The 18,000-nt window shown below is 65.2% G+C and carries 15 protein-coding genes and 1 pseudogene; 4 read left to right on the top strand and 12 right to left on the bottom strand.

The genetic code is table 11. The annotated features are described in order from the left end of the window. The first annotated feature begins 69 nt into the window (after positions 1–69). Both J8I29_RS13615 and J8I29_RS13610 read left to right on the top strand, forming a co-directional pair. Entirely contained in the window at positions 70–531 is a 462-nt protein-coding gene (locus J8I29_RS13615; RefSeq protein ID WP_209432049.1) for a MucR family transcriptional regulator, read from the top strand. A gap of 598 nt (positions 532–1,129) precedes the next feature. Next, on the top strand, positions 1,130–1,375 hold the full coding sequence (locus tag J8I29_RS13610; protein ID WP_146126814.1) for a hypothetical protein: 246 nt from the start codon (positions 1,130–1,132) through the stop codon (positions 1,373–1,375). Between the two features lie 116 nt (positions 1,376–1,491). On the opposite strand, the gene chrA is transcribed toward J8I29_RS13610, so the two are convergent. From chrA to glnQ, 6 genes and pseudogenes are all read right to left on the bottom strand, one after another. After that, positions 1,492–2,805 (bottom strand): chromate efflux transporter, encoded by a 1,314-nt coding sequence (chrA, locus tag J8I29_RS13605; RefSeq protein WP_348536015.1) that lies wholly within the window; start codon positions 2,803–2,805, stop codon positions 1,492–1,494. Between the two features lie 97 nt (positions 2,806–2,902). Continuing rightward, positions 2,903–3,931, bottom strand: a complete 1,029-nt coding sequence (locus J8I29_RS13600; protein ID WP_209432048.1) for a proline racemase family protein — start codon at positions 3,929–3,931, stop codon at positions 2,903–2,905. 11 nt (positions 3,932–3,942) lie between these two features. After that, positions 3,943–5,634 carry an aconitase X gene (locus J8I29_RS13595; protein ID WP_209432047.1) on the bottom strand — a complete coding sequence of 564 codons (1,692 nt, stop codon included), beginning with the start codon at positions 5,632–5,634 and terminating at the stop codon, positions 3,943–3,945. Between the two features lie 17 nt (positions 5,635–5,651). Further along, positions 5,652–6,653: a 4-hydroxyproline epimerase gene (locus J8I29_RS13590; protein WP_105860462.1), complete on the bottom strand. Its 1,002-nt coding sequence runs from the start codon at positions 6,651–6,653 to the stop codon at positions 5,652–5,654. Positions 6,654–6,668: 15 nt separating this feature from the next. After that, positions 6,669–7,913: an FAD-dependent oxidoreductase gene (locus J8I29_RS13585; protein WP_209432046.1), complete on the bottom strand. Its 1,245-nt coding sequence runs from the start codon at positions 7,911–7,913 to the stop codon at positions 6,669–6,671. Beyond that, positions 7,910–8,217: pseudogene (glnQ, locus tag J8I29_RS13580) on the bottom strand (glutamine ABC transporter ATP-binding protein GlnQ); the annotation flags it as partial. The gene J8I29_RS13585 and the pseudogene glnQ, both read right to left, overlap by 4 nt. A gap of 204 nt (positions 8,218–8,421) precedes the next feature. On the opposite strand from glnQ, the gene J8I29_RS13575 reads away from it, so the two are divergent. Next, positions 8,422–9,459 carry an Ldh family oxidoreductase gene (locus J8I29_RS13575; RefSeq protein ID WP_209432045.1) on the top strand — a complete coding sequence of 346 codons (1,038 nt, stop codon included), beginning with the start codon at positions 8,422–8,424 and terminating at the stop codon, positions 9,457–9,459. A 198-nt stretch (positions 9,460–9,657) separates the two neighbouring features. Here the strand turns inward: J8I29_RS13575 and J8I29_RS13570 are convergent, their stop codons facing one another. The 3 genes from J8I29_RS13570 to J8I29_RS13560 all read right to left on the bottom strand — a co-directional run bounded on the left by J8I29_RS13570 (position 9,658) and on the right by J8I29_RS13560 (position 12,603). Then, positions 9,658–10,620: a dihydrodipicolinate synthase family protein gene (locus J8I29_RS13570; RefSeq protein ID WP_105860459.1), complete on the bottom strand. Its 963-nt coding sequence runs from the start codon at positions 10,618–10,620 to the stop codon at positions 9,658–9,660. A gap of 223 nt (positions 10,621–10,843) precedes the next feature. After that, positions 10,844–11,551: a GntR family transcriptional regulator gene (locus J8I29_RS13565; protein ID WP_209432044.1), complete on the bottom strand. Its 708-nt coding sequence runs from the start codon at positions 11,549–11,551 to the stop codon at positions 10,844–10,846. A 194-nt stretch (positions 11,552–11,745) separates the two neighbouring features. Beyond that, a complete protein-coding gene (locus J8I29_RS13560; protein WP_105860670.1) occupies positions 11,746–12,603 on the bottom strand; it encodes a LysR substrate-binding domain-containing protein in 858 nt (285 codons plus the stop codon). 92 nt (positions 12,604–12,695) lie between these two features. Here J8I29_RS13560 and J8I29_RS13555 point away from each other — a divergent pair, with 92 nt between their 5' ends. Then, a complete protein-coding gene (locus J8I29_RS13555; protein WP_209432043.1) occupies positions 12,696–13,076 on the top strand; it encodes a tautomerase family protein in 381 nt (126 codons plus the stop codon). A gap of 126 nt (positions 13,077–13,202) precedes the next feature. Here the strand turns inward: J8I29_RS13555 and J8I29_RS13550 are convergent, their stop codons facing one another. From J8I29_RS13550 to gcvH, 3 genes are all read right to left on the bottom strand, one after another. After that, on the bottom strand, positions 13,203–14,609 hold the full coding sequence (locus J8I29_RS13550) for an L-serine ammonia-lyase (RefSeq protein WP_209432042.1): 1,407 nt from the start codon (positions 14,607–14,609) through the stop codon (positions 13,203–13,205). A gap of 64 nt (positions 14,610–14,673) precedes the next feature. After that, on the bottom strand, positions 14,674–17,520 hold the full coding sequence (gene gcvP, locus J8I29_RS13545) for an aminomethyl-transferring glycine dehydrogenase (protein WP_209432041.1): 2,847 nt from the start codon (positions 17,518–17,520) through the stop codon (positions 14,674–14,676). 110 nt (positions 17,521–17,630) lie between these two features. Beyond that, positions 17,631–17,993, bottom strand: a complete 363-nt coding sequence (gene gcvH / locus J8I29_RS13540; protein ID WP_105860454.1) for a glycine cleavage system protein GcvH — start codon at positions 17,991–17,993, stop codon at positions 17,631–17,633. Positions 17,994–18,000 lie beyond the last annotated feature (7 nt).

Genomic DNA, 18,000 nt, shown 5'->3' with positions numbered 1-18,000 from the left:
CACAACGCTGCGGTCACTAAGAAAACTTCACTCACCTTGAAATGAACACAACAATGAAAGTGGCTCAACGTGCTTGAAGCTGACACGAAGCTGGTCGACCTGACGGTCGATATCGTCTCTGCCTATGTGGCAAATAATCAGGTCTCCTCCTCCTCCCTTTCCGAACTCATACGATCGGTACATGGACGACTGAGCGATCTGAACACTGGAAAGCCGGTCGAACCCGTCGCTGCGGCAGCGCCGGCGGTGCCGATCAAGAAATCCATCACGCCCGACTTCATCATCTGTCTTGAAGATGGTCGCAAGTTCAAGTCGCTGAGCCGGCATCTGCGCAGCGCCTATGACATGACGCCGGAGCAATACCGGGAAAAATGGGGGTTGCCTGCCGATTATCCCATGGTGGCCCCGAATTACTCGGCCCATCGCTCACGGCTGGCGAAGGAACTCGGTCTGGGTCAGCAAGGTCGCCAGACCAAGGAGAAAACCCCGGTCCGCGCTACGCGCGGCAAGGCCAAGAAGAGCAATGCCTAGAGCAAAGCGCGTTCCAGCATGAACGCTTTATTTCTCTAACTCATTGTTATGACGCGTCTTTGCGATTCAGCGTGACTTCGTCCGATCGCAAAGCGCTATAGGGGGTTTTCCAGAAAAGCCGGCTGGCTTTTCGATTGAGAAATGTGTTGAAACAAGGGGATGGCGCAAGGCGTGGCTCGTAAAAAAGCACTTCGGCACCGGCCCTTTGTTTCGGCGCGCCACCCGTGCGTTCTTTCAATCGCAGAGGCACCGGAGCAAGATAGGCCGCCCATCCTCCGCCGATTTTGCAGCAGGGCTCTCCCCTGCGATGACGTTGTCGCGTGGCCGGCTTGCACGACGCGACGGTCTTTAAAAGGTTGGTACACTCTCCCGATCCCCTTATGGTAGGCGCATGGACAGGCCGAGCGGGGCAACCTTGTAAATGTCTGGTATCTTGCGGACTTCCCCTATTCGTGCCGGCGGCTCGATAAGGGGCGTTGCCCAGAGCGTTTTGCGATTGGACGGAGGCACCCGGAATCGCAAAGACGCGTCGAAACAAAGACTCAGGGTAAATTGGCGTTCACACCTGAACGCGTTTTGCTCGAGGGGAGAGTGATGCGTGACCGGTGAAGTAATCTTGTTGGATGGTCTCGGCATTGTCGCCAGCGATCTGGTCGAGCCGGGGACAGTGGCGATCATGCTGCGCGGCGGCGACGTGCAGGTCGTGCCGGTGAGAGAGCTGCGTGCGACCGTCAATCAACTCGGCAGCGACAAGATCGAAGGGCTGTCGATGGCACCGTCCGACTTCACGCAGGTGCAGGCGGTGATCGACCGCCGCAGGGCCGATGACGCCGGCGACGAGTAGCCGCCCCTACCGCCGCATGCAATGACAACGGATCTCAGGGGAAGCGGCTGGAAGCGAGCGTGATGTCGTGCGCTCGGATGCCGGCGACTGCGATGTTTGACCTCCACGTCATTGGATCAGACCAGGGCGAGCAACGCACCTGCGCCGGACAGCAAGGCGACGACGATCCAAGGCGGGGTTTTCCACACCGTCAGCAGCAGGAAGCCGGCGAGCGCGAGCGCAAAGTCCTGCGGCGAGAGCACGGCGCTGGTCCAGACGGGGCTGTAGAGGGCCGCGGCAAGAATGCCGACGACGGCGGCGTTGGCGCCGCGCATGGCAGCCTGTGCCGTGGGGCGCAGCCGCAACCTGTCCCAAAAGGGCAGCATGCCATAGACCAGCAGGAGGCCCGGCGCGAAGACGGCGATCAGCGCGATCAGAGCGCCGGCAATGCCGTTGGGCGCGGGCGCCATGACGGCGCCGAGATAGGCGGCGAAGGTGAAAAGCGGCCCCGGCACAGCCTGGGCCAAGCCATAGCCGGCGAGGAAAGCCTCGTTGCCGACCCAGCCGGGCGCTACCACCTCCGCCTGTAGCAGCGGCAGGACGACATGGCCGCCGCCAAAGACCAGCGCTCCGGAGCGGTAGAAGGCGTCGAACAGAGCGATTGCGCGTGAAAGAGCCGTATCCGGGCCGGTCGCACCCACGAGAACGGCAGGAATGAAGAGGAATGCCGCGAACAGGGCCAGGGCGATGGCGCCCTTGCGTCGCGATACCGCAACGCCGAGGCGGCCGATCGCGGCGCTTTTTTCGATACGGCAGAGCCAGATCCCGGCGAGCGCCCCGATGGCGATGGCGCCGATCTGGCCGAACGAGCCTGCCGTCACGGCGGTGAGGATGACGGCCGCCAGGGCAATGGCGGCGCGTTCCCTGTCGGGCGTGAGGGTCCTGGCCATGCCCCAGATCGCCTGGGCGACAACCGCTACCGCAACCAGCTTCAGGCCGTGGAGCACGCCAGTCGCCACGGGGCCGCTAAGGGTCGAGGCGCCGAGCGCGAAGGCAATCAGGAGGGCGGCCGACGGCAGGGTAAAGGCCAGCCAGGCTGCAAGCCCGCCAAGCAGACCTCCGCCCCGCAGGAGTCCGAGACAGAAGCCGACCTGGCTCGAGGCGGGGCCCGGCAGGAACTGGCAGAGCGCCACGAGATCGGCATAGCCGGCCTCGTTGATCCACCGGCGCCGCACCACCAATTCGTCGCGGAAATAGCCGAGATGGGCGATCGGCCCGCCAAAGGAGGTCAGGCCGAGCTTGAGGAAGACGCTGAAGACCTCGACCGGCGAACCGCCGGCTGGACCTCCTTCCTTGGCTGGCGGGCCTTGCTCCTTGCCGGCTGCGGAGGACTGTGGAAGCGCATGGGGCTGCCCGAGAGGATCTGGTCGTCCGTCGACCGCCATTGCCACAATGCCCGCCTCTTCGAAAACCGCTGTCGATTCCCGATGATAGAGGCGGCAGGTTTCGGGTCAATGACGGCGCTGACGGCTTGCGTGGGCGCGCCGGTCAGCGCGCGCCCCAGGTATCGCTCAGCCGGTAGCCGCCGGGCCAGGGGTCGGACGGATCGAGCATGTGCTGGTGGGTGCCGGTGATCCAGGCCCGACCCGAGATCTCGGGCAACACCGCCGACCGGCCGCCGACCTGCGTGGTGCCGACGATGCGGCCCGTGAAAGTCGAACCGATGACCGACACCGCCGTGAGGCTGTCTTCCAGCGTCATCTGCCCACGGGCGTGCAGCACGGCCATGCGGGCCGACAGCGCCGTGCCCGTCGGCGAACGGTCGACCTTGCCGGGCTGGATCGCCACCGCGGCCCCGGCACGCAAGCCCTCGGCCGTGCGTTCGACGGTGCCGGCGAACAGGCAGAAGGAGAAATGCCTCCAGTCGGGGTTCTCGGGATGATGGAAGCCGAGCGCCACGTTGGCGGCGTTGGTGATCTTGACGCCCAGCGTGGCGATATCATGGGCCTCGTCGGCCTTGAGCGAGAAGCCCAATGCGGCGGCGTCGACGATGACGAAACTGTCGCCGCCATAGGCGGTGTCGACGGTGAGCGTTCCCAACCCCTCCACTTCGAGCTTTGCATCAAGCTTGTCTGCGAAGCTCGCGAGATTGCGTACGAAAATACGCTCGGCTTTGCCGTTCCGGCACTCCGCGCGGACGCGGACGAGCCCGCCGGGAGCCTCCAGGGTGATCTCCGTCACCGGCTCGTGCATCGGCAGGATGCCGCTGTCCAGGAGCACGGTGGAAACGCAGATCGAGTTCGAGCCGGACATCGGCGGGGTGTCCTGCGGCTCCATGATGATGAAGGCGGCATCCGCCTCGGGATGCTTGGGCGGCACCAGCAAATTGACATGGCGGAACACGCCGCCGCGCGGCTCGTTCAGCACGAAATTGCGCAGGGTCTGGTCGCGGGCGATCCAGCGGCTCTGTTCCCAGATGGTTTCGCCGGGCGGCGGCGTGACGCCGCCGACGATGACGTCGCCGACCTCGCCCTCGGCATGGGCCGAAATCACGTGAATGGTCTTCGTGCTGCGCATGGGAAGGTTCCTCAGGAAAGCCAGTGCGGTAGGCGATGCGGGGCATGCCCGGTCAATGCCGCCGTCACGCAATCGGCAAGGCTGCCCAGGCGCACGACACGGCCGGACAGGCCGGGGCCGTAATGAGCGTATTTGCCCGAATTGGTCATCACGGCACGGGTCCGGGCGGGGAAGACCGGTTCGGAAATCGAGCACCAGCACAGGTCCGGCAACACCTGCACGCCGCTTTCCTGCAGGCGGGCGAGGGTACCGTCGCCTTGTGCTTCGCGGATGACCTGCTGTCCGGCGGTGACGATGACGGCGACATCCGCGAGACGCCGGCGCCCGCCGAGTGCGTCGGCCAGAGTGCGGCATTCGCCGAGTGAGGCATGCGGACTGCCGATAGCGACAAGCTCCACCTGTTCCGGGCCGTCATTGAGGCGCTGCCAGGCCGCCGCCATGTCGGTGCGGGTAATGACGGCGTGATCGGCGTCATCGGCTGCGGCATTCCCTGCCTCCGGCGTGACGCCTTCCACATGCAGCATCGGTGCGGCCGAGGTGGTGCCGAAGGCCGCGCAGAGCGCCTTGAGATCGTCACGCGAGGGCCCGGCCTTGGCGAGTCTGCGCAGGAGCGGAATGCGCTGGGGCGCGGCGCGGCCGGCGAGATAGCCGATCAGCGGCCAGAAAGCATCGTCCACCTCGTCGGGCAGCTCGATGTCGATGATGCGACGGGCCCTGCGGTGTTGATCGAGATAGACGCCCGACAGCGGAGCCCGTCCCGTTATGGCGATGCAGAGGTCGAGGAAGTCGGGATGCTTGGCCGTCCGCGCGCCGAGCACGCTATTGGCAAAGATCACGGCATTGGACTCGGCCCAGGCGATCGCTTCGCCGGCAGCGGGAGCGCTGTCGAGCAGGTAGGGCGAACAGGTGAAAGTCGGCTGGCAGCCCATGCTGACATAGGCGTCGGCGAGGCGTGCGGCGGGGGTGCCGAAGGAGGGCGGCACACCCTGTTCCCGCCAATGGGCATGGTCGATCGAAATGGCGTTCATGGTGGTGGGCACACGAACGCGCGCGCCCATCTCCGCCATTTTCGCGGCGAAGGTCAGGTTGGCAGGCCCTGCATAGATGCAGCCGTCGATATGGCCCTGGCTGATGTCGACCAGCCTTTGTGCGCCCTGCTGGGCCGCCATGGCGCAGATGATGCGCATGGCCTGCTGCACCGCCGGTCCATCCCGCCCATCGAGCATGGCGCGGTCGGTCTCGGTGAGATCGAGAAGGGCGGCGGCGGGAGGCGCCAGCGGCAAGGAAAATCCGTCGGCTTCGATGGCTGTTTCGCTGATCCGCGCCGACTTCGCCCGTGCCAAGGCCGCGAAAGCGTCCGGCGCCAGGCGCAGCACAGGCAGGGGCTTGCCGAACAGTTCGGCGGCGATCAGGGCGCCCAGGGTCAGCACGTCCTCTGCCTGCGAGAATACCAGGGCCGCCGGCGCCCGTCCGCTCAGGGCCAGATCCAGCAGCACGCCCGAACCGGAGCAGGAGCCTCTGCTGGAAGGTATCGTCAGGATGGCGCCCGTCAGGCAGGCGCCGTGCAGCGGATGGTGCACGTCGATGACGCGGCCGTTGGCTGGATCGACTCCGCCCCAGAAGCTCAGGGCTTCGTTACTGGCGAGCACCGGCCCGCTGGCCCTGCCCGCGAGGACGGCGTGCGCGGAAAAATAGGCGTCCATTTCCCCATGAAGCCGGCTCACTTGACCACGAAACCATGCGCGAAGGGGTCGCGGTCGTCGATGAAGATGGTGTTGATGCCGGTCATGCGTGCCCAGCCCGCGATGGAGGGGATGATCGCGTCACGGCCGGCGACCCGGGTCGCCGCTTCGACCCGGCCCTTGAACAGCGACCCGATGATCGATTCATGCACGAATTCGTCGCCGACCTTGAGCTTGCCCTTGGCGGCGAGCTGCGCCATGCGGGCGGAAGTGCCGGTGCCGCAGGGCGAACGATCAATCGCCTTCTCGCCGTAGAACACCGCATTGCGGGCATGCGCGCCTTCCTGCGTGGGCTTGCCCGTCCACTGGATGTGGCTGAGGCCCCGGATCTCCGGGTGCTCGGGATGGACGAACTCATATTTGGCGTTCAGCGCGGCCCGCAGCTTCGGGCTCCAGCCCACCAGTTCGCCGGCGGTGTGGTCGGCCATGTCCCGAAAATTCTTCTGCGGCTCGACGATGGCGTAGAAATTGCCGCCATAGGCGACATCGACCACGATCTCACCCAGGCCCTCGACCTCGGCCGTCAATCCCTCGGCATGGAGGAAACCGGGCACGTTGGTAAGGCGCACTTCCTCGACGAAGCGGCCTTCCTGGCGATAGGTGATGTCGACCTTGCCGGCGGGGGCGTCGATCGAGAGCCTGCCGGGTTCGCGCGGCGTGATCAGGCCGTGCTCGATGCCCATGGTGATGGTGCCGATGGTGCCGTGGCCGCACATCGGCAGGCAGCCTGAGGTCTCGATGAACAGCACGGCGACGTCGCAATCGGGCCTGGTCGGCGGATAGAGGATCGAACCCGACATCATGTCGTGGCCGCGCGGCTCATACATCAGGCCGGTGCGGATCCAGTCGAATTCTCGCAGGAAATGGGCGCGCTTTTCCAGCATGGTCGCGCCTTCCAGGCGCGGGCCGCCGCCCGAGACCAGGCGGACGGGATTGCCGCAAGTGTGGCCGTCAATGCATGAGAACGTATGGTTGGCCATGGCAGGACCTTTTCGTCAGAAACGCTGAGGCGAGAAAGAAGCGATATCGATGGCGGGCTTATGGTCGGTCAGGAGATCGGCGACGATCCGCGCCGTCCCGGCCGACTGGGTCAGGCCGAGATGGCCGTGGCCGAAGGCATGGATCACCCGCTGCGTGGCGCGCGCCTGGCCGATGGCAGGCAGGCTGTCGGGCAGGGAGGGACGGAAGCCCATCCACTGCACGCCGCCTTCCGGTCTAAGGCCGGGCAGGAAGGCCTGCGCCTTCTTCAGCATGGCTTCCGACCGGCGGAAATTCGGCTTGAGCCCCAGGCCGCCGAGTTCCACGGCACCGCCGACGCGGATGCCGGTGGAGAGGCGCGTGACCACGAAGCCATGGCCGCCGAAGGTGATCTGCGTGCGCAGATCGAAGGCGCCGGGCGGCAGGGTGGTGTTGTAGCCGCGCTCGGTTTCCAGCGGGATGGCCTCGCCGATGGTCCGGGCGATCCGGTGCGAGAAGGCGCCCGCCGCGAGCACCACCTTGGCGGCCCGCCGCACGCCGCCGTGGGCGCCGATGACCTCGACGCCGCTTTCGAGGGGCCGCAGTGCCTCGACCTCGACCCGCTCGACCAGCACGCCATGGGCGCGCAGATGGTCGGCCAAGGCCAGGGTATAGAGCCTGGGGTCGGCGATGGAGTACCAGCCGGGCGTGAAGGTGCCATGGGTGAAGCGCGGTGCCAGCCCGGGCTGGATCTCGGCCATGCCGGCGGCATCGAGATGACGGAACTCGATGCCGTGGGCCTGCCGCGCAGCCCAGCCGGGCAGCGAGGCATCCAGTTCCGCCTTGCTCTCATAGACCTGAAGATTGCCCTCCTTGCGCAGCATCGCCAGCGTGCCGGTCCGAGCCAGAAAAGGCTCGAGCTCCGCCTTGGACAGATCCATCAGGGCGGTCTGGGCGGCAGTCGAATGGGCGACGCGCGCGGCCGAGCAGGCCCGCCAGAAGCGGAACATCCAGGGGGCGATCTTCAGCGCATAGGCCGGCGGCACGGTCAGGGGCCCGAGCGGATCCAGCAGCCATTTCGGCGCCTTCTTCAGGATGCCGGGCGAAGCGAGCGGCAGGATATCGGTGAAGGCGAAGGCCCCCGCATTGCCGGCCGAAGCGCCGGCGGCCGGGCCTTCCCGGTCCAGCACCGCGACCGACAGACCGCGCTCCTTGGCGGCAATGGCGCAGGACAGACCCACCACGCCGGCGCCGATCACGATGACGTCGAGATCGGCGGTCATCGCAGGCTCGCCGGGAATTTCGGGGTTTCAGGGTTGCACGGCGCGCCGGAGAGCTGGTCCGGCCTGCCGATTTCCGCCATCACGGCCTGGTGGAAAAAGGCCGGCCGGTTCGAGACGTCGCGGGCGAACCCCATTTCATGGGTGACGCGGATCATCGTCATGCCCTCTTGGCCAGCATCTTGAGCGTATCGAGCACGTCGCCGACGAACATCGGGTCGAGCGCGGACATCACCCCGTCAAACAGCATATATTCGCGCGACTTCGCAAGGGCAGGGGCGATCGCCACGCGCTGCTGCCGTCCTCCGAGAAAACCTTCACCTTCGACCCAGTCACCTGCGACAAGATGCTTGCCTGCGGGAGTGAAGCCCATATGCCATTCCTTCCAACACGGTGGCCGGGTTGCGCGCTAATTTCGGAATGCGCTTGTCGATTTTATGTATACACATTGTATTTTAATCATCAAGCCGTGATATTGAACAGCCACGCGAATGATCGGGAAGGGCATGCCATGACAGACAGCCGTCTTTTGACGACGGGGGAATTGAGCGAGCGGGTGGAGGCGATCTTCCGCAAGGCGGGCTTCAACGCGGCCCAAGCCGGGGCCGTGACGCGCGTGATCGTCGCCGGTGAGCGCGACGCCTGCAAATCGCATGGCATCTATCGCATCGAGGGTGCGTTGCGCACGGTGAAGGCCGGCAAGGTCCGCCCCGATGCCGAGCCCGAAGTGCCGTCCCAGGATGCCTCGGCCATCGTCAAGGTCAATGCGAAGGGCGGCTTCGCCAATCCGGCCTTCGAGCTCGGCCTGCCCCTGCTGGTCGAACGCGCCCGCACTTATGGGCTTGCCGCGCTGGTGATCAATGATTGCACCCATTTCTCGGCGCTCTGGCCCGAAGTGGAAGCCGTAACGGAGCAGGGCCTGGCCGCCCTCGTGATGTGTCCCAGCTATTCGGCCGTGGCGCCCACCGGCGGCAACAAGCCTTTGCTCGGCACCAACCCCTTTGGCTTCGGCTGGCCGCGCCGGGGCAAGCCGCCCTATGTGTTCGACTTCGCCACTTCCGTGGCGGCACGCGGCGAGATCGAACTGCACCGACGGGCTGGCAAGCCGTTGCCCGAGGGCTGGGCGATCGACGCCGATGGACGGCCGACGACGGATCCGTCGGCTGCGCTCGCCGGTGCCATGCTGCCCTTCGGTGGCCATAAGGGTTCGGCGATCGGCACGATGATCGAACTCCTGGCCGGCATCATGATCGGGGATCTCACCAGCCCCGAAGCGCTGGAAGCCCTGGGCACGACGACCCTGGCGCCGGCTCATGGCGAGTTGGTCCTTGCCTTCTCACCCGAGAAGTTCGCTGCCGGACGTTCGGGCGACCCTTTCGCCCGTGCCGAGATCCTGTTCGAGACCATCGTCGGGCAGGGCGCCAGGCTGCCATCCCAGCGCCGTTTTGCGGCGCGCGCCAAGTCGCAGGCGGAAGGCGTCGCGCTCAGCGCCGCCGAGGTCGCGCAGCTCGACCGATTGCTGGCCCTCGGTCTCGACGCGGTGGAGTGAGGCAGATTCTTCCTGGGACCGCCAGCATCCTGCTGGCTCTTTGTCCCGGCAAGCGCGGCGTTTTCAAGACCCAGCAGGATGCTGGCGGCCCCAGGAACACGCATCTTCAGTCGCGTCAGCATATCTGTCTAACCCCTAGAAATGCAAAGGCCCTCCGGATCAGGAGGGCCCTTTCAGTTCGGCAGTCTCACAAGGCCGTCAGGCGGCGCATTGCTGCACGGCGCCCGGGAGGCGGCTCCATTGGGCATACCAGGTATCGAACAGCTTGAGCTGGGTCTCGGCATAGCCACGCTGGCTGTCGGACAGCACATCGGTCTCGTTGAAGTTGAGGGCGTATTCCTTGTCGCCCTTCAACACCATCAGGTGCTTGAAGAAGAGGACGAGGTCAGGCCCTTCGTCGAAGGAGGACAGCACGGCCAGGGCCTGCTCCAATTCCTGGGCGCGCTGGCGAGCATCGACGTCACCGGCCGCGGCGGCCTGCGACAGCTTGCACAGATGGATCACTTCCTTGGGCAGGACGTTGCCGATACCGGTGATCGCCCCGGTGGCGCCGCAATTGACGAAGCCGTGGAACACGGCGGTGTCGACGCCGATCATCAGCGAGACGCCGTCGTCACGGCTGGTGATGTTCTCGGCCGCATAGCGCATGTCGGCCGGGCCGCCGAATTCCTTGAAGCCGACCAGGTTGGGATGCTCGGCCCGGAGGGCGAAGAACAGGTCGGCGCGGGTGGCAAAGCCATAATAGGGGCTGTTGTAGATCACGGCCGGCAGGTCGGGCGCGGCGGTGAGGATGGCCCTGAAATGTTCCTTCTGGGCCGCGACCACCGGGCCGCGTGACAATACGCGCGGGATCACCATCAGGCCTTGGGCGCCGACCTTCTGGGCATGGGCGGCATGCGCCACGGCCGACGCGGTGTTGACCGCGCCGGTGCCGACGATCACCGGAACGCCGGCCTCGACCAGGCGCTCGACGCCTTCCATGCGCTGGGCGTCGGTCAGAAGCGGCCAGTCACCCATCGAGCCGCAATAGACCACGGCCGACATGCCCTGGCCGATGAGTTGCTTGCCCTTGCGCACGAGAGCCTCGAAATCCGGGCTGCGGTCTGCCTTGCAAGGGGTCATCAGCGCGGGAATGACACCGGAGAAAATCTTGGCCTTCATCTCGGGCTCCTCTGTTGGTCTGTCGGATTGGCTCGATCGCACTGCCACGGGGCGCCGGTACCGTGCCTTCGACACCTTCATACGCGTTTGTATATTATTTGTCGACAAGAAATAGACACGCCGTGATACCGGAATGGCGAGACGGAAGCGATCCTCGCCATAACATATTGTTTCAAATCGACATTTCCGTTTCCTGGCAAGCCTCGAAATCGTCGGAAATGTTTCAAAGCGTGATGTCGAGACGGCGGTCGCGTACCAGAAGTTTTCGGATCTGTTCCACAATCTGCTCAGCGTGGACCTTGGCCAGCCGTTCGGCGAGATCGGCGTCACGCGCCACGATCGCGTTGATCATGTCTTCGTGCTCGTCGACGAAGCGCTGGGGCAGGCGGTCGTCATAGGATTGGTAATAGAGGCGCAGGAAGCGCCGGCCCTCGTCGAGCAGCCGGTTGAACAGGCCGGCAAAATAGGGATTGCGGCCGGCCTCGGCGATGGCCGAATGAAAGGCGGCATTGGTGGCGATCATCGCCAGGGCATCCTGAGCCTGCACCGCCTCGGCGAATTCAGCCTGGCGGGCATGGATCGCCTCCAGGTCCTGCTGGCGGTGATGCTCGGCGGCCAGCCGGGTCGTCACCCGGTACATCAGCACCAAGGCGTCGAAGAAAGGCGACATGTTGAGGTAGTCGATACTCGACACCATGGTCGAGCGATTAGGGAGGGTGTCGATCAGGCCTTCGCCCGCCAGCCGCACCAGGGCCTCGCGGATCGGCGTGCGGGACATCTTGAACCGTTCCGCCAACTGGACCTCGTCGATCGGGCTTCCCGGCGGCAGCACCAGATCGAGGATTTCATCGCGCAGGAGGTCATACACCATCTTGACGCCGGAACCGCGTTTGCGCTCCCTGGATGGGCTGCCCGCCACTTTCTTCTTCATTTTAGAATCCTCTTGTCGACAAGAGGGATAAAGGCGGCCGTTGAGACGATCAACCGTTTCGGGGGGAAAGGCGATGCCGCGCCTGGGCCGGCAGAGGCAGCAGCTGTTGGGCGCGCCTTACAATAAGTAATAATAATGATTAAATTTCAATATATTGTAGATCTTTTCTAATCAAAATTATCAGGTCTGAGCGCTTATCCTCGCACGGCTCCGCGGAAAGCGGCCGCGAGTGCGGCGAGTGCCTGGCGCGGCCGCTCCTGCCTAACCCGGCTATGCAGCAGCACCGGCAAGCGCGGCAATTCAGGCAAGCCCAGCCTCGCGCCGACCTCGACGGCCCCGAAAGGCAGCATGCGCGGTGCCAGGGCAGCGACACCAAGCCCGGCCATCACGGCTGCCGTCACGGCCGCGACCCCGCCGCCGACGAAGCTCTCGCGCCATGGCAGGCCGGCTTCATCGAGCAGCCGGCCTGCCATCGCGCGTACGCCGCAGGGCTCGGCCATGGTCGCCAAAGGCAGCGGCTCATCCGAACGCTTCTGCCAGTCGGGTGCGGCGAACCAGCCGAATCTTTCTTCGGCGATCACCTCGCCGTCGCTTCGCCCCGCATGCAGGCGCACGATCACGGTGTCGAGCTCGCGCCGGTCGAAACTCTGCAAAAGGTCTCCCGAGGAAGCGATGCGGATCTCGATCAGGAGTTGCGGATCCTGGGCGTTCATGCGGGAGATCAGCGCCGGCAGGTCAGGCCCGGCGACATGATCGCTGAGGCCGATGGTAAGGCGCTGGCGCGTGGTCGCAAAGACGGCGAGCGCCCGCTCGTGTCCCGCCAGGAGCTCTCTGGCCGGTTCGAGAAAGGCAGCGCCCTGGGGCGAAAGCTGCACATAGCGGGGGGTACGCTCGACGAGGCGGCAGCCGAGCCTTTCTTCCAGCCGCTTCAGCTTCAGGCTGACGGCGGCCTGCGTCGTCTGCAGGGCCTCGGCAGCGCGCGTGAAGCTGTCGAGGTCGGCGATATGTACAAAAGCCCTGACGGCATCGAGATCGAGCGGTCGCTCCATCATTTCCATTGCTTATTACTGATATCCATATTCATCGAATATCAAAATGAAGGAGCGGCATCTAGGCTCTGGTCGGACCATAGAGGAGAAACTCCATGCCGCTCACACACATCGCGATGCGTGCCGGAAAGCCGCAAGCCTATCGCCAGGCGATCTTCGAGGGCCTCTACCAGGCCATGCGCGAGACTTTCGATGTGCCGGAGGACGACCAGTTCATGACCATCAGCGAGCACGAGGCCGACAATTTCCGCTACGGCCCGCGCTATCTCGACATTGCCCGCAGCGACGACCTCGTGCTGATCCAGCTCACCGTCAGCAATACGCGCAGCGAGGCGCAGAAAAGGGCGCTGTTCCGCCGGATCGCGGAGCGCCTTGCCGAAAGTCCCGGCATTCGGCCCGAAGACGTCTTCGTCAGCCTTGTCGAGGTCCCCAAGGTGAACTGGTCCCTCGGCCACGGTCTGGCGCAATATGGCTGAGGCGAGCTGAGGCGACCGGCGAAAGCTCTTGCCGTTAGGATGGAGAAAGCCGTAAGCCCACGACGGCGGCGGAGTGGCGCATGGCGAGCGGCGCCTCGTTCCGATCGCACCTCGTCCCGTCGGCTCTCAGCATTCCGGAAGGTTGACGGCAAGCCCGCCGGTCGAGGTCTCCTTGTATTTGAGGTTCATGTCGATGCCGGTCTGGCGCATCGTCTCGATGCAATTGTCGAGCGGCATGAAATGCTTGCCGTCACCGCGCAGGGCGAGGCTGGCGGCGCTCACCGCCTTGATCGCGCCGAGCCCGTTGCGCTCGATGCAGGGGACCTGCACCAGGCCCTTGGCCGGATCGCAGGTCATGCCCAGGTGATGCTCCAGCGCGATTTCGGCCGCGTTCTCGACCTGCTCGTTGGAGCCGCCGAGTGCGGCGCAAAGCCCGGCCGCCGCCATGGCTGACGCCGATCCGACCTCGCCCTGGCACCCGACTTCAGCGCCCGAAATCGAGGCGTTATATTTGATGATGCCGCCGATGGCGGCGGCGACCAGCAGAAAATCGCGGATGCCCTCGTGGGTCGAGCCGCGGCAATGGTCGCGATAATAGCGGATCACGGCCGGTACCACCCCGGCTGCCCCGTTGGTGGGCGAGGTGACGACGCGTCCGCCGGCGGCGTTCTCCTCGTTGACCGCCATGGCATAGATCGAGATCCAATCGTTGACGACATGGGGCTGTTCGAGATTGCGGCCCTGTTCGGCCAGAAGCTGCTGGTGAATGGTGCGCGCACGGCGCCGCACCGACAGGCCGCCCGGCAGGATGCCGTCCTGCCGCAAGCCGCGGTCGATGCAGCCATCCATGGCTGCCCAGATCGTATCGAGCCTGTCGTCGAGCGTGTCGCCATAGACGAGATGCTCATTGGCCCGCTTCATCTCGGCGATGCTGAGATTGGAGGAAGCCCCCATCGCCAGCATTTCGGCGGCGGTGCTGAAGGGATAGGGAAAGCCGAGCGCACCCGGTTCGTCGGACGGGGATGCATCCCTGCTGCGCTGGGCTTCGAGCTCCTCGGCCGACAGCACGAAGCCGCCGCCGATCGAATAATAGGTCCGGCTGAGAAGCGCCGTGCCCTCCGCAGTCATGGCCGTCATGACGAGGCCATTGGCGTGGCCGGGCAGCGGCGGGCCATAGTCGAAAACGAGGTCGGTGTCGGGAGTAAAGGCGAGCGGCGGCAGGCCAGGGAGCCTGATCATGCCCGCCTGGCGGAGTTCGGCCTCCTTTTCCTGCGCCAGGTCCGGGTCTATGGTGGCGGGCAGGAAGCCCATCAGCCCGAGGATGACGGCACGGTCCGTGGCATGGCCATGGCCGGTAAAGGCCAGCGAGCCATGCAGGCTGACCTTGAGCCGCAGCTCCGACATGGCGGGCTCGCGCCCCGCCAGGGTCCTCAATTCGTCCAGGAAGCGGGCCGCCGCCACCATCGGCCCCATGGTGTGGGACGAGGAGGGGCCGATCCCGATCTTGAAGATGTCGAAAATCGACAGAAACATGCCTGGGTCTCTACTCAAGCAGGCGGACCCGAGGACCGCCTGCATCCTGCGTGGTCATTAGCGCTTATTCGGCCGCCTCGACATAGCTTTCGAGCGGCGGGCAGGAACAGACCAGGTTGCGGTCGCCATAGACATTGTCGACCCGGTTGACCGGCGACCAGTATTTGTCGACCCGGAAGGCGCCGGCCGGGTAGCAGGCGATCTCGCGGCTGTAGGACCGGTTCCACTCGCCTACCAGATCTTCCACGGTGTGCGGGGCGTGCTTGAGCGGGTTGTCCTCGGGGTCGAGCTCACCCGCCACGATCGCCTCGGCTTCCGCCGCGATGCCGAGCATGGCCGCGATGAAGCGGTCGAGTTCGGCCTTGGGTTCGCTCTCCGTCGGCTCCACCATCAGCGTGCCCGCCACCGGCCAGCTCATGGTCGGGGCGTGGAAGCCGCAGTCGATCAGCCGCTTGGCGATGTCGTCGACGCTCACGCCGGCGCGGTCCTTCAGGACACGGGTGTCGAGGATACACTCATGCGCAACCCGGCCCTTGGCCGAATAGAGGATCGGATAGGAGGCCGAGAGGCGGCTGGCGATGTAGTTGGCATTGAGGATGGCCACCTTGGTCGCCTGGGTCAGGCCCTCGCCGCCCATCATCAGGCAATAGGCCCAGGAGATCAGCAGGATCGAGGCCGAGCCATAGGGCGCCGAGGACACCGCGCCCTTCTCGCCAGACTGCGGCAGTGTCGGCAGATAGGGCGCCAGATGGGCCTTGACGCCGATCGGCCCCATGCCCGGGCCCCCACCGCCATGCGGGATGGCGAAGGTCTTGTGCAGGTTGAGATGGCTGACGTCGGAGCCGATATCGCCGGGGCGGGCGAGCCCGACCATGGCATTCATGTTGGCGCCGTCCAGATAGACCTGGCCGCCATGGGCATGCGTGATCTCGCAGATCTCGCGCACCGTCTCCTCGAACACGCCATGGGTCGAGGGATAGGTGATCATGCAGGCGGCGAGATTGGCCGAATGGGCCTCCGCCTTGGCTCGGAAATCGGCGAGGTCGATATCGCCATTGGCAGCCGCGCCGACCACCACCACCTTCATGCCGGCCATCTGCGCGGAGGCCGGATTGGTGCCGTGGGCCGAGGTCGGGATCAGGCAGACATCGCGGTGACTGTCGCCGCGCGCCCGGTGATAGGCCTGGATGGTCAAAAGGCCGGCATATTCGCCCTGCGCGCCGGAATTGGGCTGCATGGAGAAGGCGTCATAGCCGGTGATCTGGCAGAGCTTGGCCTCGAGATCGGCGATTGCCTCGGCATAGCCCCGGGTCTGGTTTTCGGGTGCGAAAGGATGCACGTCGGCAAATTCGGGCCAGCTCAGCGCCGCCATCTCGGCGGTGGCGTTCAGCTTCATCGTGCAGGAGCCGAGCGGGATCATCGAGCGGTCGAGTGCGAGATCGCGATCGGCGAGACGGCGCATATAGCGCGTCATTTCCGCTTCGGCCCGGTTCAAATGGAAGATCGGATGGGTCAGATAGGCCGATGCCCGCTCCAGGGCATCAGGAAGCCGGTATTCATGCGTGAGGTCGTCGTCCTTGCGGTCGATGCCGAAGGCGCGCCAGATCGCCTCGGTATGGCCGCGGCGGGTGCGCTCGTCATAGGCGATGCCGATCTTGCTGGTGCCGACCCGGCGCAGATTGATGCCCTCGGCCTCTGCCGATTTCAGGATGGCGCCCTGGACCGCGCCGACCTCGACCGTCACCGTGTCGAAAAAGGTCGCTGGTTCGATCTTGTAGCCCTGGCTTTCCAAACCCTTGACCAGCCGTACCATCTTGCGGTGGACGCGCTCGGCGATGGCCCTGAGCCCAGTCGGCCCGTGGAACACCGCATACATCGAGGCCATCACCGCCAGCAGCGCCTGGGCGGTGCAGACGTTCGAGGTCGCCTTCTCGCGGCGGATATGCTGTTCGCGGGTCTGCAGCGACAGGCGATAGGCGCGGTTGCCGCGCGCATCGATGGAAACGCCGACGATGCGGCCTGGCATGCTGCGCTTGAGTGCATCGCGCACCGCCATATAGGCGGCATGCGGGCCGCCATAACCCATCGGCACGCCAAAACGCTGGGTCGAGCCGATGGCGATGTCGGCGCCCATCTCGCCCGGCGCCTTGAGGATGGTCAAGGCAAGCGGGTCGGCGGCGACGCAGGCCAGCGCCTCGGCGTTGTGCAGCGCCTCGATCACGCCGGTGAAATCATGCACATGGCCATAGGTGCCGGGATATTGGAAGATCGCGCCGAACACGCCGGCCGGATCGAGATCGGCGAAGGGATCGCCGACCACGACGTCCCAGCCGAGCGCGGCGGCGCGCGTCTCGATCACCGCGATCGTCTGGGGATGGCAATGATGGTCGACGAAGAAGGCATTCGCCTTGGACTTGGCGGAACGCCGGCACAGCGCCATCGCCTCAGCCGCGGCCGTGCCCTCGTCGAGCAGCGAGGCATTGGCGACGTCGAGGGCGGTCAGATCCGAGATCATGGTCTGGAAGTTCAGCAGGGCTTCGAGGCGCCCCTGGCTGATCTCGGGCTGGTAGGGCGTATAGGCGGTATACCAGGCCGGGTTCTCGAAGATGTTGCGCTGGATCGCCGGCGGCGTGACGGTGCCGTAATAGCCCTGGCCGATCAGCGAGATCATCACGCGGTTCTTGTCGGCGACCTCGCGCAGGCGGTTGAGCACGCCATGCTCGGACAGCGCCGGACCCCAGGCGAGCGGCGCCTTCTGGCGGATGCCCGCCGGCACGATGGCGTCGATCAGCGCATCGAGGCTATCGGCGCCGACGGCCTTCAGCATCTCGGTCATTTCGGCCGGGGAGGGACCGATATGGCGCCGATTGGCAAAATCATAGGGATCGTAGGTCGTTTCGGTATGAGACATCGTGTCCTCTCAGAGCAAAGCGCGTTCGAGACCGAACGCTTATTTGCTCTAACTCTTTGTTCCGACGTGTCTTTGCGTTCCTTGACGATTGCGTCAAATCACAAAACGCTTTAGCCGATATGGGCTTTGTAGGCGGCCTCGTCCATCAGGCCCGCCGCGTCACCGGCATTGGCGAGCTTAAGCCGGAAGAACCAGCCGCCGGCCTGCGGATCGGAATTGACGAGGGACGGGTCGTTGACGATGGCCTCGTTCACCTCGACGATCTCGCCGTCGAGCGGGCAATAGACGTCCGAGGCGGCCTTGACGGACTCGACCGTTGCCGCGACATCCCCCTTCGACAGGCGCTTGCCGACCCCGGGCAACTCGACGAAGACGAGGTCGCCGAGCTGCTCGGCGGCATGGCCGGTAATGCCGACCGTGGCGACGCCGTCGGCGATGTCGAGCCATTCATGGTCTTCGGTGAATTTCGTCATGGGAGCC

The organism is Labrys sp. LIt4 (genome assembly GCF_017813775.1).
Taxonomy (GTDB): domain Bacteria; phylum Pseudomonadota; class Alphaproteobacteria; order Rhizobiales; family Labraceae; genus Labrys; species Labrys okinawensis_A.
This window is presented reverse-complemented; position numbering and strand designations above follow the sequence as displayed.